Annotated in this window: 24 protein-coding genes; 15 read left to right on the top strand and 9 right to left on the bottom strand. The window is 50.3% G+C overall.

Annotation, left to right across the window (positions count from 1 at the left end; translation table 11 throughout):
- Nucleotides 1-136 precede the first annotated feature (136 nt).
- On the top strand, nucleotides 137-1,075 hold the full coding sequence (locus tag CFK45_RS17170; protein ID WP_096087679.1) for a LysR family transcriptional regulator: 939 nt from the start codon (nucleotides 137-139) through the stop codon (nucleotides 1,073-1,075).
- Here the strand turns inward: CFK45_RS17170 and CFK45_RS17165 are convergent.
- Entirely contained in the window at nucleotides 1,068-1,973 is a 906-nt protein-coding gene (locus tag CFK45_RS17165) for a LysR family transcriptional regulator (protein ID WP_096087678.1), read from the bottom strand. The two genes, CFK45_RS17170 and CFK45_RS17165, sit on opposite strands and share 8 nt — an antisense overlap.
- A 310-nt stretch (nucleotides 1,974-2,283) precedes the next feature.
- Here CFK45_RS17165 and CFK45_RS17160 point away from each other — a divergent pair, with 310 nt between their 5' ends.
- From CFK45_RS17160 to CFK45_RS17150, 3 genes are all read left to right on the top strand, one after another.
- The gene (locus tag CFK45_RS17160; RefSeq protein ID WP_096087677.1) at nucleotides 2,284-2,925 is read left to right on the top strand and encodes a glutathione S-transferase family protein; all 642 of its coding nucleotides are present in this window, start codon (nucleotides 2,284-2,286) and stop codon (nucleotides 2,923-2,925) included.
- Nucleotides 2,926-2,987: 62 nt separating this feature from the next.
- The gene (locus CFK45_RS17155) at nucleotides 2,988-3,974 is read left to right on the top strand and encodes a pyridoxamine 5'-phosphate oxidase family protein (protein WP_096087676.1); all 987 of its coding nucleotides are present in this window, start codon (nucleotides 2,988-2,990) and stop codon (nucleotides 3,972-3,974) included.
- Nucleotides 3,975-4,177: 203 nt separating this feature from the next.
- On the top strand, nucleotides 4,178-5,356 hold the full coding sequence (locus tag CFK45_RS17150; RefSeq protein WP_158224746.1) for an ABC transporter substrate-binding protein: 1,179 nt from the start codon (nucleotides 4,178-4,180) through the stop codon (nucleotides 5,354-5,356).
- 253 nt (nucleotides 5,357-5,609) lie between these two features.
- On the opposite strand, the gene CFK45_RS17145 is transcribed toward CFK45_RS17150, so the two are convergent.
- Nucleotides 5,610-6,047, bottom strand: coding sequence for an SRPBCC family protein (locus CFK45_RS17145; RefSeq protein ID WP_158224745.1), 438 nt, complete (start codon nucleotides 6,045-6,047; stop codon nucleotides 5,610-5,612).
- On the bottom strand, nucleotides 6,040-6,384 hold the full coding sequence (locus CFK45_RS17140; RefSeq protein ID WP_096087673.1) for an ArsR/SmtB family transcription factor: 345 nt from the start codon (nucleotides 6,382-6,384) through the stop codon (nucleotides 6,040-6,042). The genes CFK45_RS17145 and CFK45_RS17140 overlap by 8 nt, the downstream gene beginning before the upstream one ends.
- A gap of 274 nt (nucleotides 6,385-6,658) precedes the next feature.
- Between CFK45_RS17140 and CFK45_RS17135 the strand changes: the two genes are divergently transcribed.
- Together CFK45_RS17135 and CFK45_RS17130 are read left to right on the top strand one after the other, a co-directional pair.
- Entirely contained in the window at nucleotides 6,659-7,438 is a 780-nt protein-coding gene (locus CFK45_RS17135) for a threonine/serine exporter family protein (RefSeq protein ID WP_096087703.1), read from the top strand.
- Nucleotides 7,429-7,893 (top strand): threonine/serine exporter family protein, encoded by a 465-nt coding sequence (locus CFK45_RS17130; protein WP_096087672.1) that lies wholly within the window; start codon nucleotides 7,429-7,431, stop codon nucleotides 7,891-7,893. Before CFK45_RS17135 ends, CFK45_RS17130 begins: the two co-directional genes overlap by 10 nt.
- Before the next feature lie 77 nt (nucleotides 7,894-7,970).
- Here CFK45_RS17130 and CFK45_RS17125 read toward each other — a convergent pair whose 3' ends face one another.
- Nucleotides 7,971-8,597, bottom strand: coding sequence for an arylesterase (locus tag CFK45_RS17125; RefSeq protein WP_204378503.1), 627 nt, complete (start codon nucleotides 8,595-8,597; stop codon nucleotides 7,971-7,973).
- A 91-nt stretch (nucleotides 8,598-8,688) separates the two neighbouring features.
- Here CFK45_RS17125 and CFK45_RS17120 point away from each other — a divergent pair, with 91 nt between their 5' ends.
- Nucleotides 8,689-9,357, top strand: coding sequence for an ABC transporter ATP-binding protein (locus CFK45_RS17120; RefSeq protein ID WP_096087670.1), 669 nt, complete (start codon nucleotides 8,689-8,691; stop codon nucleotides 9,355-9,357).
- Nucleotides 9,354-11,867: an ABC transporter permease gene (locus CFK45_RS17115; protein WP_096087669.1), complete on the top strand. Its 2,514-nt coding sequence runs from the start codon at nucleotides 9,354-9,356 to the stop codon at nucleotides 11,865-11,867. The genes CFK45_RS17120 and CFK45_RS17115 overlap by 4 nt, the downstream gene beginning before the upstream one ends.
- On the opposite strand, the gene CFK45_RS17110 is transcribed toward CFK45_RS17115, so the two are convergent.
- Nucleotides 11,850-12,050, bottom strand: coding sequence for a hypothetical protein (locus CFK45_RS17110; protein WP_096087668.1), 201 nt, complete (start codon nucleotides 12,048-12,050; stop codon nucleotides 11,850-11,852). The genes CFK45_RS17115 and CFK45_RS17110 overlap by 18 nt on opposite strands.
- Nucleotides 12,051-12,257: 207 nt before the next feature.
- On the opposite strand from CFK45_RS17110, the gene CFK45_RS18645 reads away from it, so the two are divergent.
- Nucleotides 12,258-13,061, top strand: coding sequence for a nitric oxide reductase (locus CFK45_RS18645; RefSeq protein WP_204378502.1), 804 nt, complete (start codon nucleotides 12,258-12,260; stop codon nucleotides 13,059-13,061).
- Nucleotides 13,058-14,512 carry a cbb3-type cytochrome c oxidase subunit I gene (locus CFK45_RS18640; protein ID WP_204378501.1) on the top strand — a complete coding sequence of 485 codons (1,455 nt, stop codon included), beginning with the start codon at nucleotides 13,058-13,060 and terminating at the stop codon, nucleotides 14,510-14,512. The genes CFK45_RS18645 and CFK45_RS18640 overlap by 4 nt, the downstream gene beginning before the upstream one ends.
- Before the next feature lie 162 nt (nucleotides 14,513-14,674).
- Here the strand turns inward: CFK45_RS18640 and CFK45_RS17100 are convergent, their stop codons facing one another.
- The 3 genes from CFK45_RS17100 to CFK45_RS17090 all read right to left on the bottom strand — a co-directional run bounded on the left by CFK45_RS17100 (nucleotide 14,675) and on the right by CFK45_RS17090 (nucleotide 16,003).
- Nucleotides 14,675-14,962, bottom strand: a complete 288-nt coding sequence (locus tag CFK45_RS17100; RefSeq protein ID WP_143247631.1) for a hypothetical protein — start codon at nucleotides 14,960-14,962, stop codon at nucleotides 14,675-14,677.
- Between the two features lie 477 nt (nucleotides 14,963-15,439).
- Nucleotides 15,440-15,652, bottom strand: a complete 213-nt coding sequence (locus CFK45_RS17095; protein WP_096087666.1) for a hypothetical protein — start codon at nucleotides 15,650-15,652, stop codon at nucleotides 15,440-15,442.
- A 138-nt stretch (nucleotides 15,653-15,790) separates the two neighbouring features.
- Complete coding sequence (locus CFK45_RS17090; protein WP_096087665.1) at nucleotides 15,791-16,003, bottom strand: hypothetical protein; 213 nt, start codon at nucleotides 16,001-16,003, stop codon at nucleotides 15,791-15,793.
- 184 nt (nucleotides 16,004-16,187) lie between these two features.
- On the opposite strand from CFK45_RS17090, the gene CFK45_RS17085 reads away from it, so the two are divergent.
- The 5 genes from CFK45_RS17085 to CFK45_RS17065 all read left to right on the top strand — a co-directional run bounded on the left by CFK45_RS17085 (nucleotide 16,188) and on the right by CFK45_RS17065 (nucleotide 22,630).
- Nucleotides 16,188-16,940, top strand: coding sequence for a ParA family protein (locus CFK45_RS17085; RefSeq protein WP_096087702.1), 753 nt, complete (start codon nucleotides 16,188-16,190; stop codon nucleotides 16,938-16,940).
- 386 nt (nucleotides 16,941-17,326) lie between these two features.
- On the top strand, nucleotides 17,327-18,538 hold the full coding sequence (locus CFK45_RS17080; RefSeq protein ID WP_096087664.1) for an efflux RND transporter periplasmic adaptor subunit: 1,212 nt from the start codon (nucleotides 17,327-17,329) through the stop codon (nucleotides 18,536-18,538).
- A complete protein-coding gene (locus CFK45_RS17075; RefSeq protein ID WP_096087663.1) occupies nucleotides 18,535-21,663 on the top strand; it encodes an efflux RND transporter permease subunit in 3,129 nt (1,042 codons plus the stop codon). The genes CFK45_RS17080 and CFK45_RS17075 overlap by 4 nt, the downstream gene beginning before the upstream one ends.
- A 462-nt stretch (nucleotides 21,664-22,125) precedes the next feature.
- Nucleotides 22,126-22,347, top strand: a complete 222-nt coding sequence (locus CFK45_RS17070) for a TA system antitoxin ParD family protein (RefSeq protein ID WP_096087662.1) — start codon at nucleotides 22,126-22,128, stop codon at nucleotides 22,345-22,347.
- Nucleotides 22,340-22,630: a type II toxin-antitoxin system RelE/ParE family toxin gene (locus CFK45_RS17065; RefSeq protein WP_096087661.1), complete on the top strand. Its 291-nt coding sequence runs from the start codon at nucleotides 22,340-22,342 to the stop codon at nucleotides 22,628-22,630. The genes CFK45_RS17070 and CFK45_RS17065 overlap by 8 nt, the downstream gene beginning before the upstream one ends.
- A gap of 140 nt (nucleotides 22,631-22,770) precedes the next feature.
- Here CFK45_RS17065 and CFK45_RS17060 read toward each other — a convergent pair whose 3' ends face one another.
- Nucleotides 22,771-23,001, bottom strand: a complete 231-nt coding sequence (locus CFK45_RS17060; protein ID WP_096087660.1) for a hypothetical protein — start codon at nucleotides 22,999-23,001, stop codon at nucleotides 22,771-22,773.
- Nucleotides 23,002-23,146 lie beyond the last annotated feature (145 nt).

The following is a 23,146-nucleotide window of genomic DNA, read 5'->3' as shown; positions in this document are numbered from 1 at the left end:
TATATTTTTGCATATTTGCAAGTGTTTTTATCTTGCCGCGCCCGGTTTTGAGCTTGAGCGCTATATGTTTGGTGTTTGGTGTTTGGTGTTTGGTGCCTAGCCGCTGGCACAGCACAGCCTACGCAGTGGAGTAACAATGGATTGGCGATCAATTAACTTTGACTGGAACCGCGCGCGGGCGTTTTTAGTGACGGCTGAAGAAGGCTCACTCGCAGCAGCGGCGCGGGCTTTGAACCTGACGCAGTCGACACTCAGTCGCCAGGTGGCTGCGCTGGAGCGCGAGCTCGGTGTTTCACTGTTTGAAAAAGTTGGTCGCAAGCTCGAAATTACGCCCAGTGGCCTCGAACTGCTTGAGCATGTGAAAGCGATGTCCGATGCCGCCAATCAACTGAGTTTGCGCGCGGCGGGTAAGTCGGCCAGCCTTGAAGGTCTGGTGCGTATTTCTGCCTCCGAGGCCAATGCGGCCTACGTGCTGCCGCCAATTTTAAAAACACTGCGCGAGCGCGAACCGGGTATTCAGATTGAATTGATTGCTTCGAATTCATCGAGTGATTTGCGCCGCCGCGAGGCCGATATTGCCGTGCGTAACTTTGAGCCGACTCACGCTGAACTCATTGCAAAAAAGTTGCCCGATAGCCTTGCCGGGCTGTATGCGACACAAGCGTATTTAGATAGCCTGCCACAACCGCTTAGCAAAACATCGCTGGCACAGGCGGAATACGCCGGTTTTAGCGATAACGCAGCCTACCTTAGTGGCCTAAAAGAAATGGGTGTTGAGCTTGACGAGCATAACTTTCCGTATTTAACCGAGAGCCATATCGTTCACTGGGAGCTGGCCAAGCGCGGCGCCTGCATCGGTGTGATGCTGGAACTTATTGGCAATAACACAGCGGGCCTGGTATCGCTAACGCAGTTGTTTAAGCCGCGCGCTTCAGAGCAGCAAAGTGCACTGTCGGCTTTTCCCGTGCAAACCTGGCTGGTGGTGCACAAAGAACTGCGCAGTAACCGCTGTATTCGGGTGGTGTTTGATTATCTTTTTGAGCAGCTTAAGCTTTTGCATCAGCGCCTTAATTAGCGCGAATAAAGGGGTTGGCGCGCAGGCGTTCAGTGGCCAAATCTAAAAATGCGCGAATTTTAGCGTTCATACGCCTTCCTTCAAGGCGCAAAAGACTTACCGGCAAAAGCTCGTCTTCGTAGTCACTGAGTACACGCACCAGTGTGCCTTGTTCAAGTTCTCGGCCAACTTGATACGACATAACCCGGGTAATCCCCACACCTTCGAGTGCGGCTTTAATCGCGGCGCCACCGTGAAAACAGTGAAGGCGCGGCTGCAATTTAAGTGTTTGTTTTTTGCCGTCAATATTAAACGACCAGTTCGTCGACGGGCTGTGCATGGTTGGAAAAATAATGTGGTGCTGCTTAAGTTCTTCCGGGTGCCGCGGTTCACCGTATTGCTGTAAGTATTTGGGTGCGGCGCAGATAATACGGCGCACGCTGCCAACTTGGGTGGCATAGAGGCTGGAATCTTTGAGCTTGTCGATGCGAACGGCAATGTCGAGCTCGTCTTCAATCATGCTTGATATACGGTCTGTGAAAAATGCGCGCACCGATACTTCGGGGTTGTCTGCGAGGTATTCGCTGATGATAGGCACGATATGCATTTCGCCAAATAAGATTGGCGCGGTGATATTAAGTGTGCCTTTGGGGTTTGCGTAAATGCCCGCTGCAGCGGCCTCGGATTCTTCAATATCTTCGAGTATGCGTTTGCTATCACCTAGGTACTGGCTGCCGGCTTCGGTCAGGCGCACGTGGCGCGTGCTGCGATGCAGTAATTTGACGCCGAGTCTGTCTTCAAGCCCCGCGACAGCGCGGGTGACCGCCGGGGCAGAGAGCTTGAGCTGCTCACTGGCGCCAACAAAACTCTGTTGTTTGGCGACCTCCACAAATACCTTCATTGCCTCTAAATGATCCATTATCGCTCCGCTGTATGTGCTGTCGCGCCGGCGTCTTATTGCCGCGCAGATATGGTTTTGGCTTATGAGTTTATTTCATTATGTGAAATAAATAATTCTATTTTTACCCAATTATTGCCTGCCTTCATTCTTTTATAGTGCTTTTCATAGCAAGTCATGAGTCGGCTGAATGACCTGTTGCATCGCCAGTATTCACGAGCATGCGACTAAGCTCAGTGAGCAGGGTTTATAGCTTGCTGTTTTGTGTTTTTTTAACGACAGACTTAGACAGCCACAAACAAGCGTTTTAGCTAAACAAAAGGAGCTCAGCATGAATCAGCATTTTTCAGCGACTAAACAGCCTATTAAACTCTATCGCAACCCACTTTCTGGCCACTGCCATCGCGTAGAACTACTGCTTTCGCTGTTGGATTTGCCCTATGATCTCATTGATTTAGACATGGCCAACGGTGCGCACAAAAGCCCGGAATTTTTGGCCTTGAACCCATTTGGCCAAGTGCCGGTGATTGATGACAACGGTTTTACCCTGGCCGATTCCAACGCCATTATTTATTACCTCGCTCAGAAATACGCAGAGCCAAATCAATGGCTGCCACAAGATGCTGGCGAAGCGGCGCAAGTTGTGCGCTGGCTGTCGGTTGCTGCCGGTGAGGTGGCGGCGGGGCCGGCGGCGGTGCGCCTGGCAAAACTGTTTAAGGTAAGGCTTGATTACAACTTGGCAAAACAAAAAACCGAGGCACTTTTTCAGTTACTTGAGCAATTATTTGCCGAGCACCAGTACCTGGTCGCCGAGCGGCCGACCCTGGCTGATATTGCCGTGTACACTTACATCGCTCACGTGCAAGAGGGCGCGGTGAGCTTAGCGCCCTACCCAGCGATTCGCGCCTGGCTTACCCGCGTGGAACAACTTCCGCGTTTTGTTGGCATGCTGCGCTCGCAAGAGCTTGTGTGAATTTCTTAGGCGGGCCCATTTAACTGGGCCCGGGCAATTTAAGCGGCTAAAAAGGGGGCGCTATGTCTGAGCCTGTTTCGCACTTTCACCGTGGTGAACAAAAAGTACAGCGGCGCCTCGGGCTCGGTGACTCTGTTGCAAAAAAAACCAAGGCTTTTGTTCGCAGCTTTATGCCCGATCAGCACCGCACTTTTTTTAGCCAGCTGACTTTTACTGCACTCGCACTTGAAGACCAGCAAGGTTATCCGTGGGCTTTGCCATTGTTTGGCCCAGAAGGTTTTATTTCTTCGCCCGATAATAAGCGCCTTCATATAAAGCTTCGCTCAGCGTTGTTTGAGTTGCTGGTGGCCGAGCTAAATTTAAACAGGCATATTGGCGCTAAGATAGGCATGCTTGGCATTGATTTGGCCAGTCGCCGGCGCAACCGCATGAACGGCTCTATTGTTGATAGCGCTCAGACGAGCCTGGATATTGCGGTCGAGCAGAGCTTTGGCAACTGTGCCAAATACATCCAGGCTCGCGAGCTTTTGCGAACAAACACCGCCGCTTCGCTCAAGCGCGGCGTTTTGCCGCAAACGGCGCAGTACTTAAACGCCGACGCGCAAGCTCTGATACGGCGGGCCGATACCTTTTTTATTGCCTCGCGCAGTGCCCAGTTCGACAGCGATTGGCGTTCGGGCATGGATGTTTCGCATCGCGGCGGTTTAAGTGGTTTTGTAAAATGTCAGGCCGGCGAACTGCTGTTTCCCGACTTCAGTGGGAATCGTTTTTTTAATACCTTGGGCAATATTGAAATAGACGCACGTGTGGGGCTGTTCTTCCCAGATTTTAGCAGCGGTGATGCCGTCTTTATTTGTGGTCGCGCCGAGGTTGACTGGCAGCCGGGGGCCTGTGCTGTTTACCCCGGAGCCGAGCGCCTGGTTCGGGTTCACATCGACGCCGTATTGGCGTTAGCAAACGGTCTTGAAATGCGTGGCAAGCTGCAGCAGAACTCGCCGTTTTTAGCGCAGCCTGTAGGGCAACAAGGGGCGTGGCGCGACACAAACTAAAAGCCGGGCCTGCGCTTGGCTAGATTTCGGTGGTCTATACTCAAAGCTCCTAAACTCAAGTGCTTGTGGCTTTTGCAGCCGGGGGAAGAGCTTTGATTCACGTCGCGCAGCGTTGCCTGTTTATCCGATTATTGTTTTTATTTTCTTGTTGGGCTCTGTCGCCGCTGTGCTTAGGCGCTGCTAAAGCTGGCAAGGCACTAGAGGTGGCTGTTTATATCGATGGCGGCAAGCATCGCTGGGAAATTGAATCCCTGTTTCACGAGTTTGATAAGGCCAATGCAAACATCAAACTGAACCTGGTTGTTTATCGCGGCATTGAGGCCTATGGCGATAGGGTGCAGCAGTGGTTTGAGCGCGGTTACGGCCCCGACCTTGTTTACTGGTACGGTGGCCAGCGCATCGCTCGTTATGCTCAAAGCGGCCAGTTGCACGTGCTTGATAAGCTGTGGCAAAAACACGGCTTAGATCAGCATTTTACCGCGGCCAGCAAAGGAGCAATCAGCTACGGTGGGCATATTTACGCGGTGCCGGCAACCACTTTGCTGTGGTCGATGTATTACAACAAAAAGCGTCTGAGGGAGCTCGGTTTAGCGGTGCCTACAAATTGGGCCGAGCTCAAACAAACCTGCGCGACCCTGCGCGAGCGTGGTCTCGATACTTTTGCTTTTGGTGCGGTAAATACAGAGTGGGCAACCCACGCGTGGTTTGATTATCTCAATTTGCGTTTAAACGGTTTAAAGTTTCACCGCGAACTGCTCGATGGCAAAGTCAGCTTTCAGGATGAGCGTGTAAAAAATACCCTCGCGCACTGGAAACAACTATTAGATGCACGCTGCTTTAATCAGAATTACGCACGCCTAAGCCTGTGGGATTCTTTTCCTCGGGTTGTTAGCGGCAAAAGTGTCTTTACCTTAAGTGAAGGTGTGCCGCAGTTTATGAGCTTTAGTCAGCAGCGCGATATTTCGGTGGCGCCATTTCCCCAAATTACCGAGGGCATCCCGGCTTATACAGTTAACCCAACTAATGTATTTGTGGTGCCTTCTTACACTGAGATGAGCGCTGAACTTGAGCGTTTGATCGTATATATCAGCTCCAAAAAATTTCAAAACCGCTTTAGTAAAAGTTTGGTGCGTATTCCCTCGCGCCGCGACGCGGCATTTGATCAAAGCCCGTTAAATAGCGAGGTAGCTGAACTGTTCTTTGCAAGCCCTGGCGGCATTCAGTTTTTTGATCGCGATACGGATATACGTCTGGCAAGTAAAACGCCAAAGATATTTACCAATTTTATGCAGCATAAAAATATCGAGCTTACGGCCTCGGAGCTCGAAAACTTGCGCCAGCAGGTTTTTGTGCAAAGTGCTGATGGTGCTGAGCTTAACTAATCGTTAAAGACTTAAGTGGCTTTCTCTTAGTGAGCCTTGAACGCGGCGGTATTGCACCTTTAGGTGTTTAATTTGCCGCGTTGGCCCGGCTAGCCCACTTAGCCTGATTTAGCTCGATTTATCCTCACCAGCCCCGCTCTAAAAAGCCCAACAGGTTCACATCAAAGATACAAGGCTCCTGTTGGGCACGCGGTGTAGGCGGCAAACACTAGCGCCCAGACCAATTAAAACCGCTTACATTAAACGCCTTAAATCAAGCTACGGCGCAGTGACAGAGCTCATCGAGATGGCCGAGAATACGCTGCCAGCCATTGTGATGATCCTGCTGGGTTTGCTTGTCTATAAATTTCACGTGACTGAGTTTTACTTCAGTATTTTCGCTGTCGAGCTGCTTGAAATAAATACTTACGGTGCTGCCTTCAGCGGAGCACGGTGAGTTCCAGCTGAACACCAATTTGCTCGGTCGATCAAGTTCAAGGTATTCACCGGTGTGCGCCACTTTGTTTTCACCCACGTGCATAATGATGCTGAATTTCCCGCCTTTTCTTGCGTCGTTACTGACTTCGGGCTGCGGCATATTGGCCGCGGGCATCATAAATTGTTTTAGTCGTTCAGGGTCTAACCACGCATCAAATACTTTTTCTATCGGAGCGTGGATGGTTTTTGTTACATCGAGACGTAAGTCAGTCATCGTGCTTTTCTCCTGCTGCCAAGATGTCATTGAGCTTGTTTAAACGAAGTTCCCAGATCGAGCTCAGCTCGTCCAACCAGGCCTGTACGGGTTTGATGGTGCCAAGCTTAGCCTCGATAAGGTGACTTCGGCCTATGGTTGTCCGCGAGACCAGGCCCGACTTTTCCAGCACTTTTATATGCTTGGAGCAGGCGTTGAGCGACATATCGTAAAGTGCTGCCAGGTCTGTTACCCGTGTTGGCCCGTGTTGACTTAAATAAGTCAGCAGCGAGCGGCGGGTAGCATCACTAACCGCTTTTAATAAATCAGATAGTGCTTGAGTGTCTTGTTCAACCATAAGGTTTAATATACTCGCCAATTTTAATTAGTCAACCTATGGGTTGAATATTTCTTTTGATAGTTATCCGCTTCCTATCTGTAAGCACTTCTGTGGCGTTTGGAAAAACTTCGCACGCATCAAAATACGGACACGAGCCTGGCTTTAAAATAGGGCGCCTGTGCCTGAGGGCCTTAACTTAACGGCTAAACCGCGGCCGAGCTGCGCGTTTGCGGCGCGGCGCCGTTTATACGTCTTGTTTGTTTTAGTGTGCATTGGAGCAAAGGTGGAATTGATGTCCTGCGTTATCCAGGAAGAACAGCAGCGCGAAATTTCGCGGCTGGTAGTGAAAACCGGGCAGATGTTGTTGCAGCACGGTGCAGAGAGTTCGATGGTGAATAGCTTAAGCTGCAGGCTCGGGCGGGCGATGGGCTTGCACAGTGTTGAAATATCGCTGTCGGCGAGCTCAATGGTGGTGACGACCCTGGTCGATGGCTTTTGTGTAACCACCGCCAGGCGCTGCCCCGACCGCGGCATCAATATGCATGTTGTCAGTGAAATTCAGCAGTTGGTGATCGCCGCTGAACAGCAGCGGTTAAGCGCCGGGCAGGTTAAACAGCGGCTTGAGTCTATCGAGCCGTACAAGCACAACCGCTGGTTGGTGATCGTGATGATCGGCCTGTCGTGCGCATCGTTTTGTCGTTTGGCCGGTGGCGATTGGCTTTTATTTGCCTGGACCTTTGTTGCTTCAGCCGCGGGCATGTTTGTGCGCCAGGAAATTGCCCACCGGCATTTTAACCCGCTGTTAAATTTTGGCCTGACGGCCTTTGTGACCAGCTTAATTGCAGCTCAGGCCGAGCTGTTTCAGTTTGGCAACAACCCGACCCTGGCGATGGCAAGTTCAGTACTGATGCTGGTGCCGGGCTTTCCGTTAATTAACGCCATCTCCGACATGGTCAACGGTTACGTCAATATGGGCATTGCGCGCTGGATTTTTGCGACCTTGCTCGGCTTGGCAACATCGATCGGTATTATTACAGCAACAACCTTCACGGGAGTTTGGACATGGCTCTAGTTTTAGCGCTGTTAAACGATATGTTTTTTGCCGCGATTCCGGCCGTGGGTTTTGCCATGGTTTTTAATGTGCCACCCAAATATTTGCCTTACTGCGCGCTCGGCGGCGCCATCGCTCACGGCTTGCGCATGCTGTTGTTGCAGCAGGGCATACAGATCGAGTGGGCGACGCTCGCCGGTTCAACAACGGTTGGCCTTATCGGTATTTACTGGTCAAAAAAATTACATGTTCCGGCCGGTATTTTTACCGTGGCGGCGATGATTCCAATGGTGCCGGGGGTGTACGTATACAAGGCAATGATTGCCATTGTTGAGATTAACCACGTCGGCTTTTCAATTGAACTGTGGAAAATTTTTGCCGAAAACTTTATTACCGGCACCTCGATTATCGCTGCGCTCGCTGTTGGTTTAGCGCTGCCTAACTTGATTTTTTATCGGCGCCGGCCGGTGGTGTAGTGGGCGATCACGCTTGACCGGCGCCGGCCTGTTAAGTGACAGCCGCTTCTTGGTTGGGTGGGCACGGCGCAAGGCTGCTAAAACAGCCAGCTTTTTATCGCTAAATACATCTGCTCGGCAATTTTTTCCTGGCCTTTGGCGTTGGGATGCAGGCCGTCGGCCATCATATAAGCGCGGTGGCCTGCGACACCTTCAAGTAAAAACGGTACCAGCGCGGTATCGTATTTTTTTGCCGTATCGGCGTAGAGTGCAAAAAATGGTTCGGTGTAGCGCCGGCCCATATTGGGCGGCAGCTGTATGCCGACCAGCATCACCTGGGCGCCGCTTTGCTGCGCGAGCTTAACAAGTTGCTCGAGGTTTTGTCTGATATAGGCGATGGATTTGCCCTGCAGGCCGTCGTTGGCGCCGAGCTCGATGATAACAAAGCCGGGTTGTTGTTTGATAAGGTTCGGCAGCAGCTTTAAGCCGCCGGCGGTCGCCATACCGCTGACTGACGCATTGTGCACATCCACTTGCAGACCTTCGGCGTTGAACTTGTCGCCAAGCAGTTCCACCCAGCCCTGTTCTTTGGGTAATTTGTAAGCGGCGCTTAGGCTGTCGCCGAGTATTAATAGGCGCGGGGCCTCTACGCTGGCGCTGCTGTCAACGGCCGGGCTTTTTGGGCCGCTTGCCTCAAACGCGTGCCCGGCTGATCCAAATAGCAAAAAAACAAGTATGCTTAGTAGCTGCAGCGAAAGCCGCTTAGGTGCTTTTGCGAAATAAACAGCTAGTTGATAAGTCGGGTTAATACAATTCATGATCAAAGCTTCTGATGTTAGTCACAGTGTTGCGGTACATGGCGGCCAGTTGCAGATTCTCAAAAATATCAATTTAGATATTCACAAAGGCGAGACGGTTGCGATTGTCGGCGCCTCGGGGTCGGGCAAGACAACCTTGCTCGGCATGCTCGCAGGTTTGGATGTGCCGAGCTCCGGCGAGCTCACCATTAATAATACGAGCATCAGTGCGCTGGATGAAGAGGCGCGCTCGACTATTCGCCGCGACTATGTCGCTTTTGTTTTTCAAAACTTCCAGCTGCTCGAGAGCTTAACCGCGCTTGAGAATATTATGTTACCGCTTGAAGTTAAAGGGGATAAGCAAGCAGAAAAAAAGGCCGCGAGCTACTTAGAGCGCGTTGGCCTTAAATTGCGCGCCCAGCACTATCCGCGCCAGCTAAGTGGTGGCGAGCAGCAGCGCATCGCTCTGGCCAGAGCTTTTGCCTGTGAGGCGCCGATTATTTTTGCCGATGAGCCCACTGGTAATTTAGATGCTGAGACCGGTGCCTTAATTACCGAACTGTTGTTTTCGATGAATGCAGAGAGCGACACAACACTGGTGCTGGTGACTCACAGCGCCGAGTTGGCCGAGCGCTGTCAGCGCCAGTTGACCATGCACGCAGGCCAGTTGAGTGAACATTGCCGATGAGCCAGCACAGTCGAGTATCCGTTAATTTATTGCTGTTGGCCTTTAAGTTAATGCTGCGCGACTGGCGCGGCGGCGGTTTGAGTTTGCTGCTGTTGTCGTCGCTGCTGGCGGTGGCGACGGTCAGCAGCATCAGCCTGTTTAATTCCCGTATTCACAACAGCATTTATCACGAAGCGGCGGTGTTTATGGCCGCCGATGCGAGTGTGCTAGGTTCATTGCCGGCGCCGCCAGCCTGGGGCGAGCGGGCGACGGAGCTAGGCCTGCGCACAGCCAGCAGCGTCGATTTCTCGAGCATGGTGTTCTCGGATACGGGCATGGCGCTGGCCCAGGTTAAAGCGGTGACGCCCGATTTTCCGCTACTCGGTGCGCTAGAGATAAGCCAGCAGGGCTGGCAAGCAGGCAAAGCGGTGCAGCACGGGCCGGCGCCCGGAGAGCTGTGGTTGGCGCCGAGGTTGGCCGCTGCGCTCGGTGTTGAGCCCGGAGCAATGCTTGCTGTCGGCGAAGCCGAATTACTGTTTAGTGCGCTTATTCAGCGCGAGCCCGATCAGGGCCAGAGTTTTTTTGGCGTGGCGCCGAGGGCAATGATGGCGATGGCCGATGTTGAAGCCACCGAAGTGATTCAGCAGGGTAGCCGCATCAATTACAACCTGATGCTCGCTGGTGATCAAACCGCGCTTGCCGATTTAAAGGCGAGTGTGGCCAGTGAACTCGGCCCGCATCGGCGCTGGTTGGCGGCCGACCAGAGCAACCGCAGTGTGTCCCAGGCGCTGGCCCGGGCCGAGAAATTTTTGCTGCTGGCCGGCAGCCTAGGGGTGCTGCTCGGCTGTGCGGCGATTGCCCTGGCTGCGCGGCGCTACGCGTTGGCGCAGTTTAAAACGGTGGCGTTGTTAAAAACCTTTGGCCTTAAACCTGCGCATATCAGCGCGCTGTTTATGCTGATGCTCGCTGCGGTTGCGCTTGTTGCTATGCTGCTCGGCTCGCTATTTGGCTGGGCCATGCACTGGCTTATTCTGGCCGCGCTGAAAGATTTAATTCAGGGCGAAGCGGCGCCGCCGTCGTGGTCGGCTTATGGCACCGGCCTTGTCACCGGTTTTGTTGCGCTGGCGGCGTTTGCGGCGCCGCCGATTTTAGCGCTGCGGAAAATCAGCCCGGCGACAGTATTAAACTCGGCGTTGGCAACCGGGCTCGGCAATCGCGCGGCTTTGGTTATCGCCAGTTTGGCTGTGTTGCTGCTTATTTATTTTTACAGTGGCGATGTGCAGTTGACCCTGGCTCTGTTAATTGCCGCGCTGGGCGCTTTGTTAATGCTGTGGTTGCTTTCTAGCCTATTGATAAAAAGCAGCCAGCTGGCGGCGGCGCGCCTGGGCTCGGGCTGGCGCCTGGGGCTTAATAACCTGCAGCGCCACCGCCATATGAATGCAACTCAAATGGGCGTATTTGCCAGTTTGTTGATGCTAATCGCACTGCTATTTAGTGTGCGCACAGAGCTGATTAACAAGTGGCAGGCGCAGCTGCCGGAGCGGGCGGCCAATCATTTTGTATTTAATATGCAAGCCGAACAATTACCCGAAGTACAAGGTTTTTTTGATACGAACGGTATTGATTACAGCCCTTTTTACCCGATGACACGCGGGCGCATTGTTGCCGTCAATGGCGTTGATGCCAAAGAGCTTGTTTTACAGTATGCCGAGCAAAAAGCTCGCTACGAGCGCGAGGTGAATTTAACGTCTTCTGCTGAGATGGGCGCGGATAATACTTTGATAAGCGGCCGCTGGTGGTCGAGCTTTGATGACAAAAACGAGCCCTTGTTGATCTCTGTCGAAAAGGACTACGCCGATGGGCTCGATGCAAAAGTTGGCGACGTGCTCAGTTTTACACTTGCCGGGCAAGAGCTTAGCGCAAGCATTGCCAGTGTGCGCGAAGTCAAATGGGATTCGATGAACCCGAATTTTTTTGTGATCTTCAATAAAAAGCTCGGGCCTCAGTACGGCGCTAACTGGCTTAGCAGCTTTTATTTAGATAAAGCAGATAAGCCACTGCTGGCACAGCTTTCACGTAAGTTCCCAACATTTACCGTGATTGAGCTTGACCAGACAATCAATCAATTGCGATCGATTGTGGCTAAGATCAGCCAGGCGATTGAGTTTATTTTTATTCTGATTTTACTTTCGGGAATTTTGGTGTTGATTGCCAGTATTCAGGCCAGCCTGGATCTTAGATTAAAAGAGAGCGCCATCTTACGCAGCCTCGGCGCCAGCAAGAATTTGCTGCGCTCAACCCTGTTAATCGAATTTTCAGTGCTGGGTTTTTGTGCCGGTGTTCTGGCTTTGGTGGGCAATGAGCTGGCTTTGTTTTTTTTGCAAAGCCGCAGTTTTTCAATGGCCTATTCGCCGTTTTATATGTTGTGGCTGGTATTGCCGCTAGCTGGCGCGCTATTGATTGCAACGGTGGGTTGGCTGTCGACACGCAAGGTGGTAAAAGTTGCGCCGATGTCAGTGCTGCGCGGTTAATTTACAGTTATACAAACTCGGCTTAAGCAGCGGCCGTTTGGGATTATTGACAACTTGCCAACCTCGAGTTCGTTTGGGGTAAAAACCGGCATCTTCAAGTATGGCTCTGAGCTCGCCGCTTTGGCGCAGTTGCCTAATGCCCCGGTTCAGCGCTTTGAGCAGGGCCTCGGCGTGCGGGCTCAAGGTGGCGTCTTTTCTGAGTCTTAATTCTCTGTCATTATTAAAAAATCTGCCTTTATTTTGATCTTAGTGCGTGCGCAAGTTCTTTGTGGCGCCCGGGTTATCTTGCAAGGCAAGGTCGGTCAATGCCTGCATCGATCGATAGCTGGATTTATTTACAAGTTAATGTAAGCGGCGTTAATTGGCGCGCTTTAATGACAAGGAAAAAACATGGATCGTAGAAGTAAGTACGCGCTAGCGGCGCTGGTAGCTGTGTGTGTCTTTTCATTTGTGACCCTGCTCTGGGTTGGGCGGGACATTTATCAGCAGAGCCCACCGATGCCGACGGCGGTTGTCGATAGCCGCGGTCAGGTTCTGTTTCGCGACAGCGATATCGACAAAGGCCAGCTCGCGTGGCGTTCAATGGGCGGCCACCAACTTGGCAGTATCTGGGGGCACGGCGCCTATGTTGCGCCCGACTGGACCGCAGACTGGATTCACAAAGAGCAGCTCTTGTGGCTGGACTATGTTGCCGCCGAACTCTACCACTCGACTTTTTCTGCGCTGACAATTGCCGAACAGGATGCCTTACTCGATCGCTACCGGCGCGAGATTCGCAACAACAGCTATGACGCCAGCACTGGAGTGATCGTGGTCAGTGTCGAGCGCGCTCGCGCGATCAAAGCCCTGCAGCAATACTATGTCTCGCTTTTTGGTGACGACGAGGCGAGCGCTGAAGAGCGCGATGCCTATGCGATGAAAAACAACAGTCTTGTCGACCCGGCTCGGCGCGAAGCGTTTGCCGCATTTGTCTTCTGGTCTGCGTGGGCGGCGGTGACCGAGCGGCCCGGAGAGAACTATAGCTATACCAATAACTGGCCTTACGACCCGAGCATAGGCAATACGATTACGCCGGATTCGGTGTTTTGGTCAATTATCAGTTTGGTACTGCTGCTTATCGGTGTCGGTGCCTTGGTGTGGTACCACGCCGCATTAAAAGAAGAACCTCTGCAGGGGCCGGCCAAGGACCCATGATGGATAAAGGCGTACTGCCGTCGCAAAAAGCCACCTATAAGTTTTTTTATACCGCCATTGGCTTATTTGTATTGCAGATTTTTCTCGGCGGCCTGACGGCGCACTACGGTGTTGAGGGCAGCGATTTTTATGGCCTTCCCCTCGCTGAAATCTTTCCCTACAGCCTGACGCGTACCTGGCACACACAAATCGCCATATTTTGGATAGCCACCGTTTGGCTCGGTACGGGCTTATTTGTCGCCACGGCGCTGTCGCGCTACGAGGCACCATTGCAAAAACTGGGAGTCAATATCCTCTGGGCTGCGCTGGTGTTGGTGGTGGTCGGCTCGATGATCGGCGAGTACATCGCTATTCAGCAGTGGTTGGATTTAGACAGCAGCTTCTTTTTTGGACACCAGGGCCAGGAGTACGTTGATTTGGGGCGCTTCTGGCAGATTCTTTTATTTATTGGGCTGATGCTGTGGCTGGTACTGGTGACAATGGCTGTTCGCCCAATTTTTAGCCGGCGCGATGAACAGCGCCCCATTTTTCTGCTGCTCTATGTGTCGATCTTGTGCATAGGTTTTTTCTACGCCGCGGCCTTTATGGTGGGCAAACACCAGAACCTGGCGATTAACGAGTACTGGCGCTGGTGGGTGGTGCACCTGTGGGTTGAAGGATTTTTTGAAACCTTCGCAACAGCCATACTGTCATTAATTTTTGTGCGCTTAGGTCTGGTTCGAGCTAAGACGGCCAGTTTTGCCGTGTTGTCGACAACGGCGATTTTTTTAACCGGCGGTATATTGGGCACCTTGCACCACCTGTATTTTGTCGGCACACCCACTTCGGTGATTGCCTGGGGGGCAAGCTTTTCTGCGCTTGAAGTTGTGCCGTTAACACTGATTGGTTTTGAAGCTTACGAAACGTATTCGATGCGCAACCGCGCACCGTGGATGGCCCGCTATAAATGGGCGATTATGTTTTTTGTCGCGTCGGCGTTTTGGAACTTAGTTGGTGCCGGCATACTCGGCTTTTTAATTAACCCGCCGATATCGCTCTATTATATTCAGGGTTTAAACACCACCGCCACGCATGCTCACGGTGCGTTTATGGGTGTCTATGGCATGCTCGGCATTGGTTTAATGCTGATTTGTTTGCGCCATCACTTCGATCTGGATCATTTTACCGACAAGCTGCTGAAATTTTCGTTTTGGAGTTTGAATATCGGCTTGGCGGCGATGTTGTTTATGTCTTTATTGCCGATAGGTTTGATTCAGTTTCGCGCAGTGCTCGAGAAGGGCTACTGGTACGCGCGTTCAACGGAGGTGATTCGCAGCACGGAAGTGGTTCATCTGGTGTGGGCAAGAATGGCCGGCGACCTGCTATTTATTGCCGGTGGCTGCATGCTGGGCCTGTTTGTGTTGCGCTTAATGCTAAAAAGCAGCAAACACGACCACCTTGTTGAGAGTTAGCACGTTTATAAAACCGGAGCCGATGCAAGGCGCGATAATGGGCCGGGCTGAGGCGCCGGTTTCAGCCCGGAATCGCGTGCCTGTCTAGGCGCACTATGTGCTTATCTATACGCACAATCTATGTGCCACAAACATATCGGCCATATAGATATGGCCAGCATTTTAGTTATCGTCGGATGAGCTATTGCCAAAGTTTGAGTGTTTCAATGACATAAGCTCAGCTGAGTGACTTTGGCTGCCATCAGGGTGGGCAAAATTTTTGCTGCCCGAAGGTGTGCCAGTGACACTCAAGATAAGCAGGGCACCGAGCAGCGGTATAAGCCATATCGTCACAAGCTGAGCGGTTTTTTGTTTTTTGTCGAAGTAATCAGATGTCACCGCCCTGTAGCTTGAAAAGGCATTCAAGGCAATTAACAGGCTTAGTAGTCCAAGTACTACGTATTCTGTCATGTGTGTACGTCCTCTGTAGTAAGCATTGATAATAATTACGATAGTTCTATCGCGACTAGATCAATTATGTATATCGCAACGACTGCTAATAAATAGCGCTTGTTGTGATACGTTTATTTGGCGCAATTTATTGTTTTATCGCGGTTGCCTGCGTGGTTTTTCTGCGCACTGTAACTACCTGTATCTTTCCGTTGTAGAGCCGGCAGTTATTGCTTGAGCTTATGATACCTCAATGGCAAAGATATGCATGGTTTTAGCGGTCTTTTTGCAAGTTTACTGTCGCCAAGAAACAAAGCTTTAGCAGGTGCTACAAATTGAAACAGCTTTGTGTGTGTTGTGTATTCGACTTGCTGTGCCCGGTTTTATTATCTGAACTTTTGTGAAAGTGATTAGAATGTAGATAATTAGCCAGTTTGGCTAAGTCTTAATAGCCGCAAGAATCAGCAGCCTAGGGCCTTTTTATGGTGTTAACAGGCGCTAGGTATCGTCAAACTCACCTTTGTCATAGCGCTTTAGAAACTTCTTGATAAAACCGCGCAGCTCGCGTGCGGCAGTTGTATCGATATCCTGGCATGCGGCGATAAAGTTGTCGCGCAGCTCTTTCTCAAGCCGGATAACCAACTGGGCTTCTTTGTTTTTTTTCTTTTTCTGGGGGGCTTTTTTGCCGCTAGCTGTTGTTTTATCTACCATGGCGGGCTCCTCTCGTGCTTGGGGCTAGTGCTTTGCGTGGCTTCGTTGCTGCTATTTGTTGGGCTTATTGGGGCTTAAGGCTCGCGCAAGCTTGGCGATGGTACGTTAAAAGGCGCTGCAAAGCAGCGCCTTTTATACTTATGCTGCTTTTTTAATAACTTTTTTCACAACTTTTTTTGCTGCGATACGCGCTTTTTTCTTCGAACCTTTTTTAACCAGCTTCAAGGCAACTTTTGATGCTTTTTTCACACTTTTGGCTTTCAGCGATTTCTTAACATCGGCTTTTTTAACCGCTTTGGTGGCCAGCTTTAATGCAACTTTTTTGGCTTTTTTCTTAGTAATCTTAGACATAGTCAGTGCTCTAATTAATGAGTTGAGCTTTGAGTTTTATGTATATACAATGTATTGTCAAGTGATATGCTTTGTGTGCTTGATTTTGTGGCGCTTCGTACCTTATCTGCCCTTGCTTAGTTCGCATGTATATCACTTACATGCCCGCGTTGTTGCTCTGATCAAACCTGAAGAGATTCTTTTTATGCACTCCATTGCCCTGTACAACCTCAAAGGCGGGGTCGGCAAAACGACGACGGCTGTGAATCTTGCCTACTTGGCTAGTCAGCAGAAAAAAAGCACCGTCTTGTGGGACTGGGACCCGCAGGCGGCCTCAACCTGGTATCTTAGCGGCGCTTATGGCCCTCATAAAAACAAGTCGATTCAGCTGTTACAGCAAAAAAAGCCCGTCGGCAGCCTTGAAATAAAAACGCCGTACCCGCGCCTTAGTCTGATTCCGGCGGATCTGAGCCTGCGCAAAGCAGATATTGCCCTGGAGCTGACAAAATCACCCCGGCGCTTGTTTCATCGTTTGATCGAGCCGATCAGTGAATATGCGAGTTTTGTGTTTCACGATTGCCCACCGAGTTTATCGCCAAGTGTTGAGTATTTGCTGTGCTGCAGCGATATTGTCTTGGTGCCGGTGATTCCAAGCCCGCTATCTATTCGCGCTGTCGATGAAGTAGTGGCGTTTTTTAACAGTAAAAACAAAAAGCCGAAAAAGATGCTCGGTTTTTTTAATCAGGTTGATTTACGCCGCGGCATACACAAAGATGCCTTAGCCAATGCAGACAAGCTAGCCATCAACATGCTCGAAACCTGGGTGCCCTACAACTCGGCTGCCGAAAAAATGTCTAAAAAACAAGCGCCGCTAGTTTCTTACGCTAAATCCGGCTCGGCGTTGGCGGCCTATAACAAGCTTTGGAAAGAGCTAAAAACTGAGCTTAAAGCGCTTTAGGTGCCGCTGGTCTTATTTCTTTGTCGCTTCAGCGTATTTGCCTTAACAGTTTCGCAAAGCTGTGAAATGCTGCCCGTTTAACGCCTGTACATACAATTTTGTTGGTGGTGTTGGCGAAGGCTCGTATTATTGGCGTTTGTGTTTGCCGCGAAGCTTAGTGTCAAGCGCCACAGTTTGATGCTCGGGGCCGCCACCATCACTACCGCTGAGATGGCCAGATATCGACTAAGGCGACGATGTGCCCGTTATCGAGTAGCTTGCTTGCGAACAAACGTTACTGCTCGGTGTTTAATAGGGATATTTATTTATGCGAAGCTGCTACCGCTCGCTCAAGCTGCGCTCTTGTTCCGTTTTCTCCCGCCCTATCAAGGGGCTAGGTAAGTCTTATGTTTAAAAAAATGCTTTTACCCGCTGCTATTTTGGGGGCTGGGCTGTTGCTCTCGTTTGCAGTGATGTCAACAAAAGTGGAGCCGACGGCAGACCCTGATCAACTGCTTGAGCCTGCAAAACCCAAAGTAGCGGTGAAGCGTGCAGTAAAGCAGAGTGCCAACTTAAGCGCTAAAAGCCAGGGCTCGGTTGCTGCAAAACGCGAAGTGGATATCGTCGCCCAGGTTTCTGGCCAAATTGTCGATGTCAGCCCGAGTTTTGTTGATGGCCGTTTTGTTGATCGCGGTGAAATCTTGATAAAGATTGATGACAGAGATTATCGCGCAGCCCTGGTCAGCGCAGAATCTCGTCTGCGTCAAAAGCAGCGCCTGCTTGCCGAAGAAAAAGGGCGCTCGCGCCAGGCAAAAAATGAGTGGCGCGATTTGGGCAATCGAGAGGCCAACGATTTGTTCCTGCGCAAACCGCAGTTGGCCGAGGCCCAGGCAGAGCTCGAAGCAGCCGAGGCCGACGTCAATATTGCCAAGCTAAATATTGAGCGCACTGAAATTCACCTGCCGTTTGATGCGCGTATTAAAGAAACGCTTGTCAACCTCGGCCAGTTTATTGCTGTCGGCACGCGCATCGCCAGCGTCTACGATACCGCGACCGCGGAAGTCCGCCTGCCGCTGTCAGATAGGCAGATGGCGCTGTTGCACTTGCCCGTATCCAGCAGTGATATAAGCTCACGTGCCGAAGTTGTATTAAGTGGTGTCATTGCCGGTCAGCGCTACCAGTGGCTCGGCCATATCACGCGAACCGAAGCGTCGGTCGATACGCGCTCGCGTATGTACCACGCTATTGCGGAAGTTGAACAACCGTTCTCAAACCAGCACGCGGCGCCGCTGTTGCCGGGCCTGTTTGTTGAAGCGCAGATTTCTGGCAAAAAACTTGACGGGGTTTTGGTCTTGCCCAAAGAGACTCTGGTCAATCGCGCCAACCTCTATACCCTGGATAAAAATAACACCGTGCAGTTAAGCCCGGTTTCGGTGTTGAGCAAACACAATGGCCAGGTTTGGCTGCGCGCTGAGCTTAGTGACGATACGCCAATTTTACTGGAAAAACATGCGCTGCTTTCGCCGGGCACCGTTGTTGAACCGGTATTTGTATCGGAATCGGTGGCGCCCTCAGAAAATAGCGTTGAGCTTGCCAAGCGCACAGGTGACAAGTTGTGAAAGCGTTTGTAAGCTGGTTTGCGAAAAACCCTATTGCCGCCAATATACTAATGCTGAGCCTATTAATTGGCGGCTATCTTGGTTGGGGCAATATTAAAAAAGAAGTGTTCCCGACTAGCGAGCCACAAATAATTAACGTCAACATGACGTATCTGGGGGCTTCGCCAAGTGAAGTCGAACAGCAGATAGTTGTGCGCATCGAAGAGGCCATCGCCGATATCCCCGGTATTTTTCAGCTAACGTCAGAGTCCAGGCAAAGTAGCGCCTATGTACGTGTTGAAGTGATCGACGGCTACGATATTCGCGAAGTATTAAATAATGTTAAAACTCGGGTCGATGCGATCAATACCTTCCCGCCCTCAGCGGAGCGCGCCATTGTCAGCCAGCAGGTGACGCGCAACGAATTTTTCTTTTTTAATATTCACGGTCAGGCGTCGCCTCAGCAGTATAAAAAACTTGCCTACAAAGTGCGCGATGAAATGCCGCTGCTTGAGGGCATCTCTCAAGTGGATGTGCAGGGTTTAATCGCCGATGAAGTTGCGCTTGAAGTGTCGGAATATACGCTGCGTAAATACAATTTAACATTTAGTGAAATTGCCCAGGCCGTGCGTGCGTCATCACTGAATGTTCCGGCCGGTAATATTCGCAGTGAACACGGCGATATTCAGATTCAAACACGCGCACAGGCCTACAATGGCGATGATTTTTTTAACATTGTTGTGCGCAGTTTTAACGATGGCACGCAGCTGCGATTAGGAGAGATCGCCACCATTAAAGATGGCCTTGCCGAAGTTAATGCTGAGTTTTTCTTCGAAGACGACTTTGGTCTTAACTTTATTGTACGAATTAGCGATGACCCCAAATTATTTGAAGGGCATGCCAACGCACAAAACTACATAGATGAACTTGCAAAAAACTTACCTCACGGCCTAAAACTTGAACAGAGCCTCGCGTTTAAAGACTTATTTGACAGTCGTTATCAGTTGTTAAAAGACAACGCAGTCAGTGGCCTGATCCTTGTTTTTCTGATTTTGATGCTGTTCTTAAGACCCAAGCTGGCAATGTGGGTGGTTGTGGGCATCGTCACCGCGTTTTCCGGCGCCCTGTGGATATTGCCGCACATGGATGTATCGATCAATATGTTGTCGATGTTTGCGTTTTTAATGGTGCTGGGTATTGTTGTTGATGATGCCATTATCGTTGGCGAAAGCATTTACGACAAACAGCACCGGGGCTTAAAAGGCACTGAGTCTGCGATAGTCGGCACTAAAAACGTACTGTCACCGGTGATTCTTGCGGTGTTAAGTACAATTATCTTTTTCTTGCCGATGCTCGACGTACCGAAAGAGTCGCTGCCGTTTACCATTTCAATTTTTTATGTGGTGACCTTTTGTTTACTGTTTTCTCTGGTTGAGTCGTTGCTGATTTTGCCGGCGCACCTTGCACATATGAAGCCGGAAAAGCCAAGCCGTTTTAAGGCGCTTCGAGCACTGGAGCTGACACGCGCTAAATTTTCAGGGGCGATGGAGAACTTCTCTAATACCAGCTACAAGCGTGCGCTGGAATTGGCCTTGCACCACAAGGCCAGTACCATTATTGCGTTTGTCATGTTGTTTATGATTTCGCTATCGATGCTAATGGCCGGCTGGGTTAAAACATCGTTTTTCCCTCAGCCTGAGCAGCCGTTTTTATTGCTGGATGTGAAATACCCCGAGGGTTCACCGTATAAATACACCACCGATACCGCCGAACATATACGCAAGCAAATAGAGTTGCTGCGCAACGATCAGGCTTTGCTTGATAAAAACAAGGGCGAGCCGTTTGTGCGTATATCCAGCAGCAACTTGTGGGATCACAATATTCACTTTTTTATTGGCTTAACACCATCGGAAACACGTGCGCTGGGTTCGGCTGAAGTCAGAAACAAGTTAAAAGAGCTGATCGGGCCAATTCCAGAGGCGCAGAGTTTCTCGCTGATTTCGTCGTTCGGGGGCGGGGCGCCGGATATTATGTTGAACCTGACGATGGACTCGCCTTATTTATCCGATCAAATGGCCGCGGTGCAGCAAGTTACTAAAACCTTGGCAGCCTACGAGGGCGTAGAGAATGTGCGCAGCAATCTCGACTCCGGGCGCACTGAAGTCGAAATTCAAGCAAAACCCTATGCGCAGACACTTGGCATCAGTACACGCGACATCGCCACTCAGGTTCGCCAAGCATTTTTTGGCGAAGAGATTCAGCGCATTCCACGCGCTAAAGAAGACGTTCGTGTGATGCTGCGTTTTCCCAAAGAACAGCGTCGCAGCCTCGATACCCTCGACGATATGTATATTCGTGTCGACAGCGGTGCTGAGGTGCCGTTAGAGGCTGTTGCCGATATTCATCTAGTTCCCAGTGCAAGTACCATTCGGCGCACAGATAGAGTGCGCAATATTAGTATTACCGCGGATGTTGTTGAAGGCTTTAGCGCAACTGAAATTGTCGAAAGCATGAATACCGAACACGGTGCTAACTGGCGCCAGCAGCACCCGGGCCTGGATTTAAATGCCGATGGCAATACCCGTGCCCAAGCCGAGTTTGGCGCAACCTTTAGGAAAAACTTTTTACTGGCCTTTGTTATTGCTTACGCGCTATTTGCGATTGCCTATAAATCAATTTTTGAGCCGTTTTTAGTTGTGCTTGCCGTGCCCTTCGGTTTTATGGGCTCGATTTTTGGCCACCTATTAATTGGCCACAATATCAGCATGATGTCCTTTTTTGGTTTTCTCGCCTGTGCCGGGGTGGTTGTCAACGACAATCTAGTGTTAATGGAGCGCATTAATCAGTTGCGAGAAAAAGGCCTAAACGCTTTTGATGCAGCTTTAAACGCCGGCTCAAATCGCTTTCGCCCGATCGTTTTAACGTCGCTGACGACTTTTGTCGGGCTGCTACCCATTATGTTCGAAACCAGTACGCAGTCGCAGTTTCTGATTCCAATGGTATTGTCTTTGGCCTTTGGTGTGCTGTTCTCGTCGTTTGTTACCTTGTTTATGGTGCCTTGCGCGTATTTAGCTGGTTGTCGTATTGCATACCGCGTGCGCGATACATATTTAGTGGTTCTCGCGCGTTTGGGTTTGGCTGAATAGAGTAGTGAGAGCAAAGACCGGGGCGTAGAGCTTAAGTAGCTAGGGCCTGTTAACACTAATTAAATGCACTCTGTTGCGCCCCTCATTCTGCTCTCAAGGCGTTTGAAGCGCAGTTTGGTTGCTCCAAATAAGCGACAAACAACACAGAGAGCGGGATGAGGGGCACAACCCGAAGGGCTGGGCCTGAATATCCGCCCCGATACGTTACTTATCGCTTATTTAGCTTGCTAAACTGCGCTCAAAGTGCCTTTCTGGTCGAATATTCAGGCTCCAGCAGAGCGTATTTAATTAGTGTTAACAGGCCCTAGTGGATGTCCGGTAGGTTGCTTCGCACGACCTTTATAGGGCCCTAACGCCGCAAAAGGAGCCGCGCAGTTCCACTTGACTGTCTTGTTAAGGCTTAGCCACAAATGTGGCGTTATGCTACAATTGCTGTACGTTTAACCAATGTGAGTGCATACTATGGCTACAAGTAGTGTACGACTTGACCAAGACCTGGTTGAGAAGGCCACGATTATGGCCAAAGCGTTTAACAGGACACCACCGAAGCAGATAGAACACTGGGCTAAGATCGGTGAAATGATGGAAGATAACCCAGAACTACCTTATGAGTTTGTAAAGCAGGCGATCATAGCCAAAGCCGAGCGGGAAGCAGGTAAGCTTGAGGCTTACGACTTTGACTAAAGTTGCCCAGGTATTACAAACCCCCACATTTAAAAAAGCCGTTAAGAAGCTAAAAGCAAATCAAAAAAAGGATCTTGATAATACTGTTCGTGAGCTAATGGAAGATCCACTATTGGGAGAGCAAAAGAAAGGTGATTTGCTTTTTTTAAGAGTGCACAAATTTAAAATGAATAAGCAGCTTGCTTTGCTGGGTTATTCATATGACGATGGGGTTTTAATTCTTGAATTAATGGTGCTCGGCTCTCACGAAAATTTTTACCGAGATATTAAACGCACACTCTAAATGCTCATAGACAAGTTAATCTGCCGAAGCGGAGTTGTTTGTTTTTGTGGTAGCGTAGCGTGAAGCCACAAAATCAAACAGCGCAGTGAAGGTCAGGTTGAACTTTTTGTTATGAGTTTGATATTGAAAATAGCTAGGCATTAGATCTTGGCTCGCTCTATTGCAGCGGAAATTGCTCTCATTGCTTGAGGGCTGTTTTTCCAACAAGTTGTATTGAGCATGCTAGCCACCATCTCCGCAATATCCTCAGCTTTATATTTTTTTAGTTCCTTGAATGAGCTGATTCCAATCTCTTCGAATCGTTTTACTACAGTGGGGCCCACACCCTTCACTTCCAATAAAGCCGACTTTTCTTCGTCATTGAATTTCATTTTATTCCTTCAAGCTTCGACAACTCATAACGCCGCGATAAACGACGCAGTGGATGTCCGGTAGATTGCTTTGTATGGTTTCCCTTCCAAGAAAATATTCATTTTTAAAACTTTTCCAAACGGGTAAATTGAGGCCCACCTTCAG

The organism is Agaribacterium haliotis (genome assembly GCF_002312815.1).
Classification (GTDB): domain Bacteria; phylum Pseudomonadota; class Gammaproteobacteria; order Pseudomonadales; family Cellvibrionaceae; genus Agaribacterium; species Agaribacterium haliotis.
This window is presented reverse-complemented; position numbering and strand designations above follow the sequence as displayed.

Coding starts and splice junctions, on each gene's coding strand:
- CFK45_RS17140 (WP_096087673.1), bottom strand. CDS start 6,384: ATGGTTGAACAAGACACTCAAGCACTATCTGATTTATTAAAAGCGGTT.
- CFK45_RS17100 (WP_143247631.1), bottom strand. CDS start 14,962: ATGACAGAATACGTAGTACTTGGACTACTAAGCCTGTTAATTGCCTTG.
- CFK45_RS17090 (WP_096087665.1), bottom strand. CDS start 16,003: ATGTCTAAGATTACTAAGAAAAAAGCCAAAAAAGTTGCATTAAAGCTG.
- CFK45_RS17095 (WP_096087666.1), bottom strand. CDS start 15,652: ATGGTAGATAAAACAACAGCTAGCGGCAAAAAAGCCCCCCAGAAAAAG.
- CFK45_RS17155 (WP_096087676.1), top strand. CDS start 2,988: ATGTCTGAGCCTGTTTCGCACTTTCACCGTGGTGAACAAAAAGTACAG.
- CFK45_RS18640 (WP_204378501.1), top strand. CDS start 13,058: ATGATGGATAAAGGCGTACTGCCGTCGCAAAAAGCCACCTATAAGTTT.
- CFK45_RS17080 (WP_096087664.1), top strand. CDS start 17,327: ATGTTTAAAAAAATGCTTTTACCCGCTGCTATTTTGGGGGCTGGGCTG.
- CFK45_RS18645 (WP_204378502.1), top strand. CDS start 12,258: ATGGATCGTAGAAGTAAGTACGCGCTAGCGGCGCTGGTAGCTGTGTGT.
- CFK45_RS17120 (WP_096087670.1), top strand. CDS start 8,689: ATGATCAAAGCTTCTGATGTTAGTCACAGTGTTGCGGTACATGGCGGC.
- CFK45_RS17115 (WP_096087669.1), top strand. CDS start 9,354: ATGAGCCAGCACAGTCGAGTATCCGTTAATTTATTGCTGTTGGCCTTT.
- CFK45_RS17060 (WP_096087660.1), bottom strand. CDS start 23,001: ATGAAATTCAATGACGAAGAAAAGTCGGCTTTATTGGAAGTGAAGGGT.
- CFK45_RS17135 (WP_096087703.1), top strand. CDS start 6,659: ATGTCCTGCGTTATCCAGGAAGAACAGCAGCGCGAAATTTCGCGGCTG.
- CFK45_RS17165 (WP_096087678.1), bottom strand. CDS start 1,973: ATGGATCATTTAGAGGCAATGAAGGTATTTGTGGAGGTCGCCAAACAA.
- CFK45_RS17170 (WP_096087679.1), top strand. CDS start 137: ATGGATTGGCGATCAATTAACTTTGACTGGAACCGCGCGCGGGCGTTT.
- CFK45_RS17160 (WP_096087677.1), top strand. CDS start 2,284: ATGAATCAGCATTTTTCAGCGACTAAACAGCCTATTAAACTCTATCGC.
- CFK45_RS17085 (WP_096087702.1), top strand. CDS start 16,188: ATGCACTCCATTGCCCTGTACAACCTCAAAGGCGGGGTCGGCAAAACG.
- CFK45_RS17130 (WP_096087672.1), top strand. CDS start 7,429: ATGGCTCTAGTTTTAGCGCTGTTAAACGATATGTTTTTTGCCGCGATT.
- CFK45_RS17070 (WP_096087662.1), top strand. CDS start 22,126: ATGGCTACAAGTAGTGTACGACTTGACCAAGACCTGGTTGAGAAGGCC.
- CFK45_RS17145 (WP_158224745.1), bottom strand. CDS start 6,047: ATGACTGACTTACGTCTCGATGTAACAAAAACCATCCACGCTCCGATA.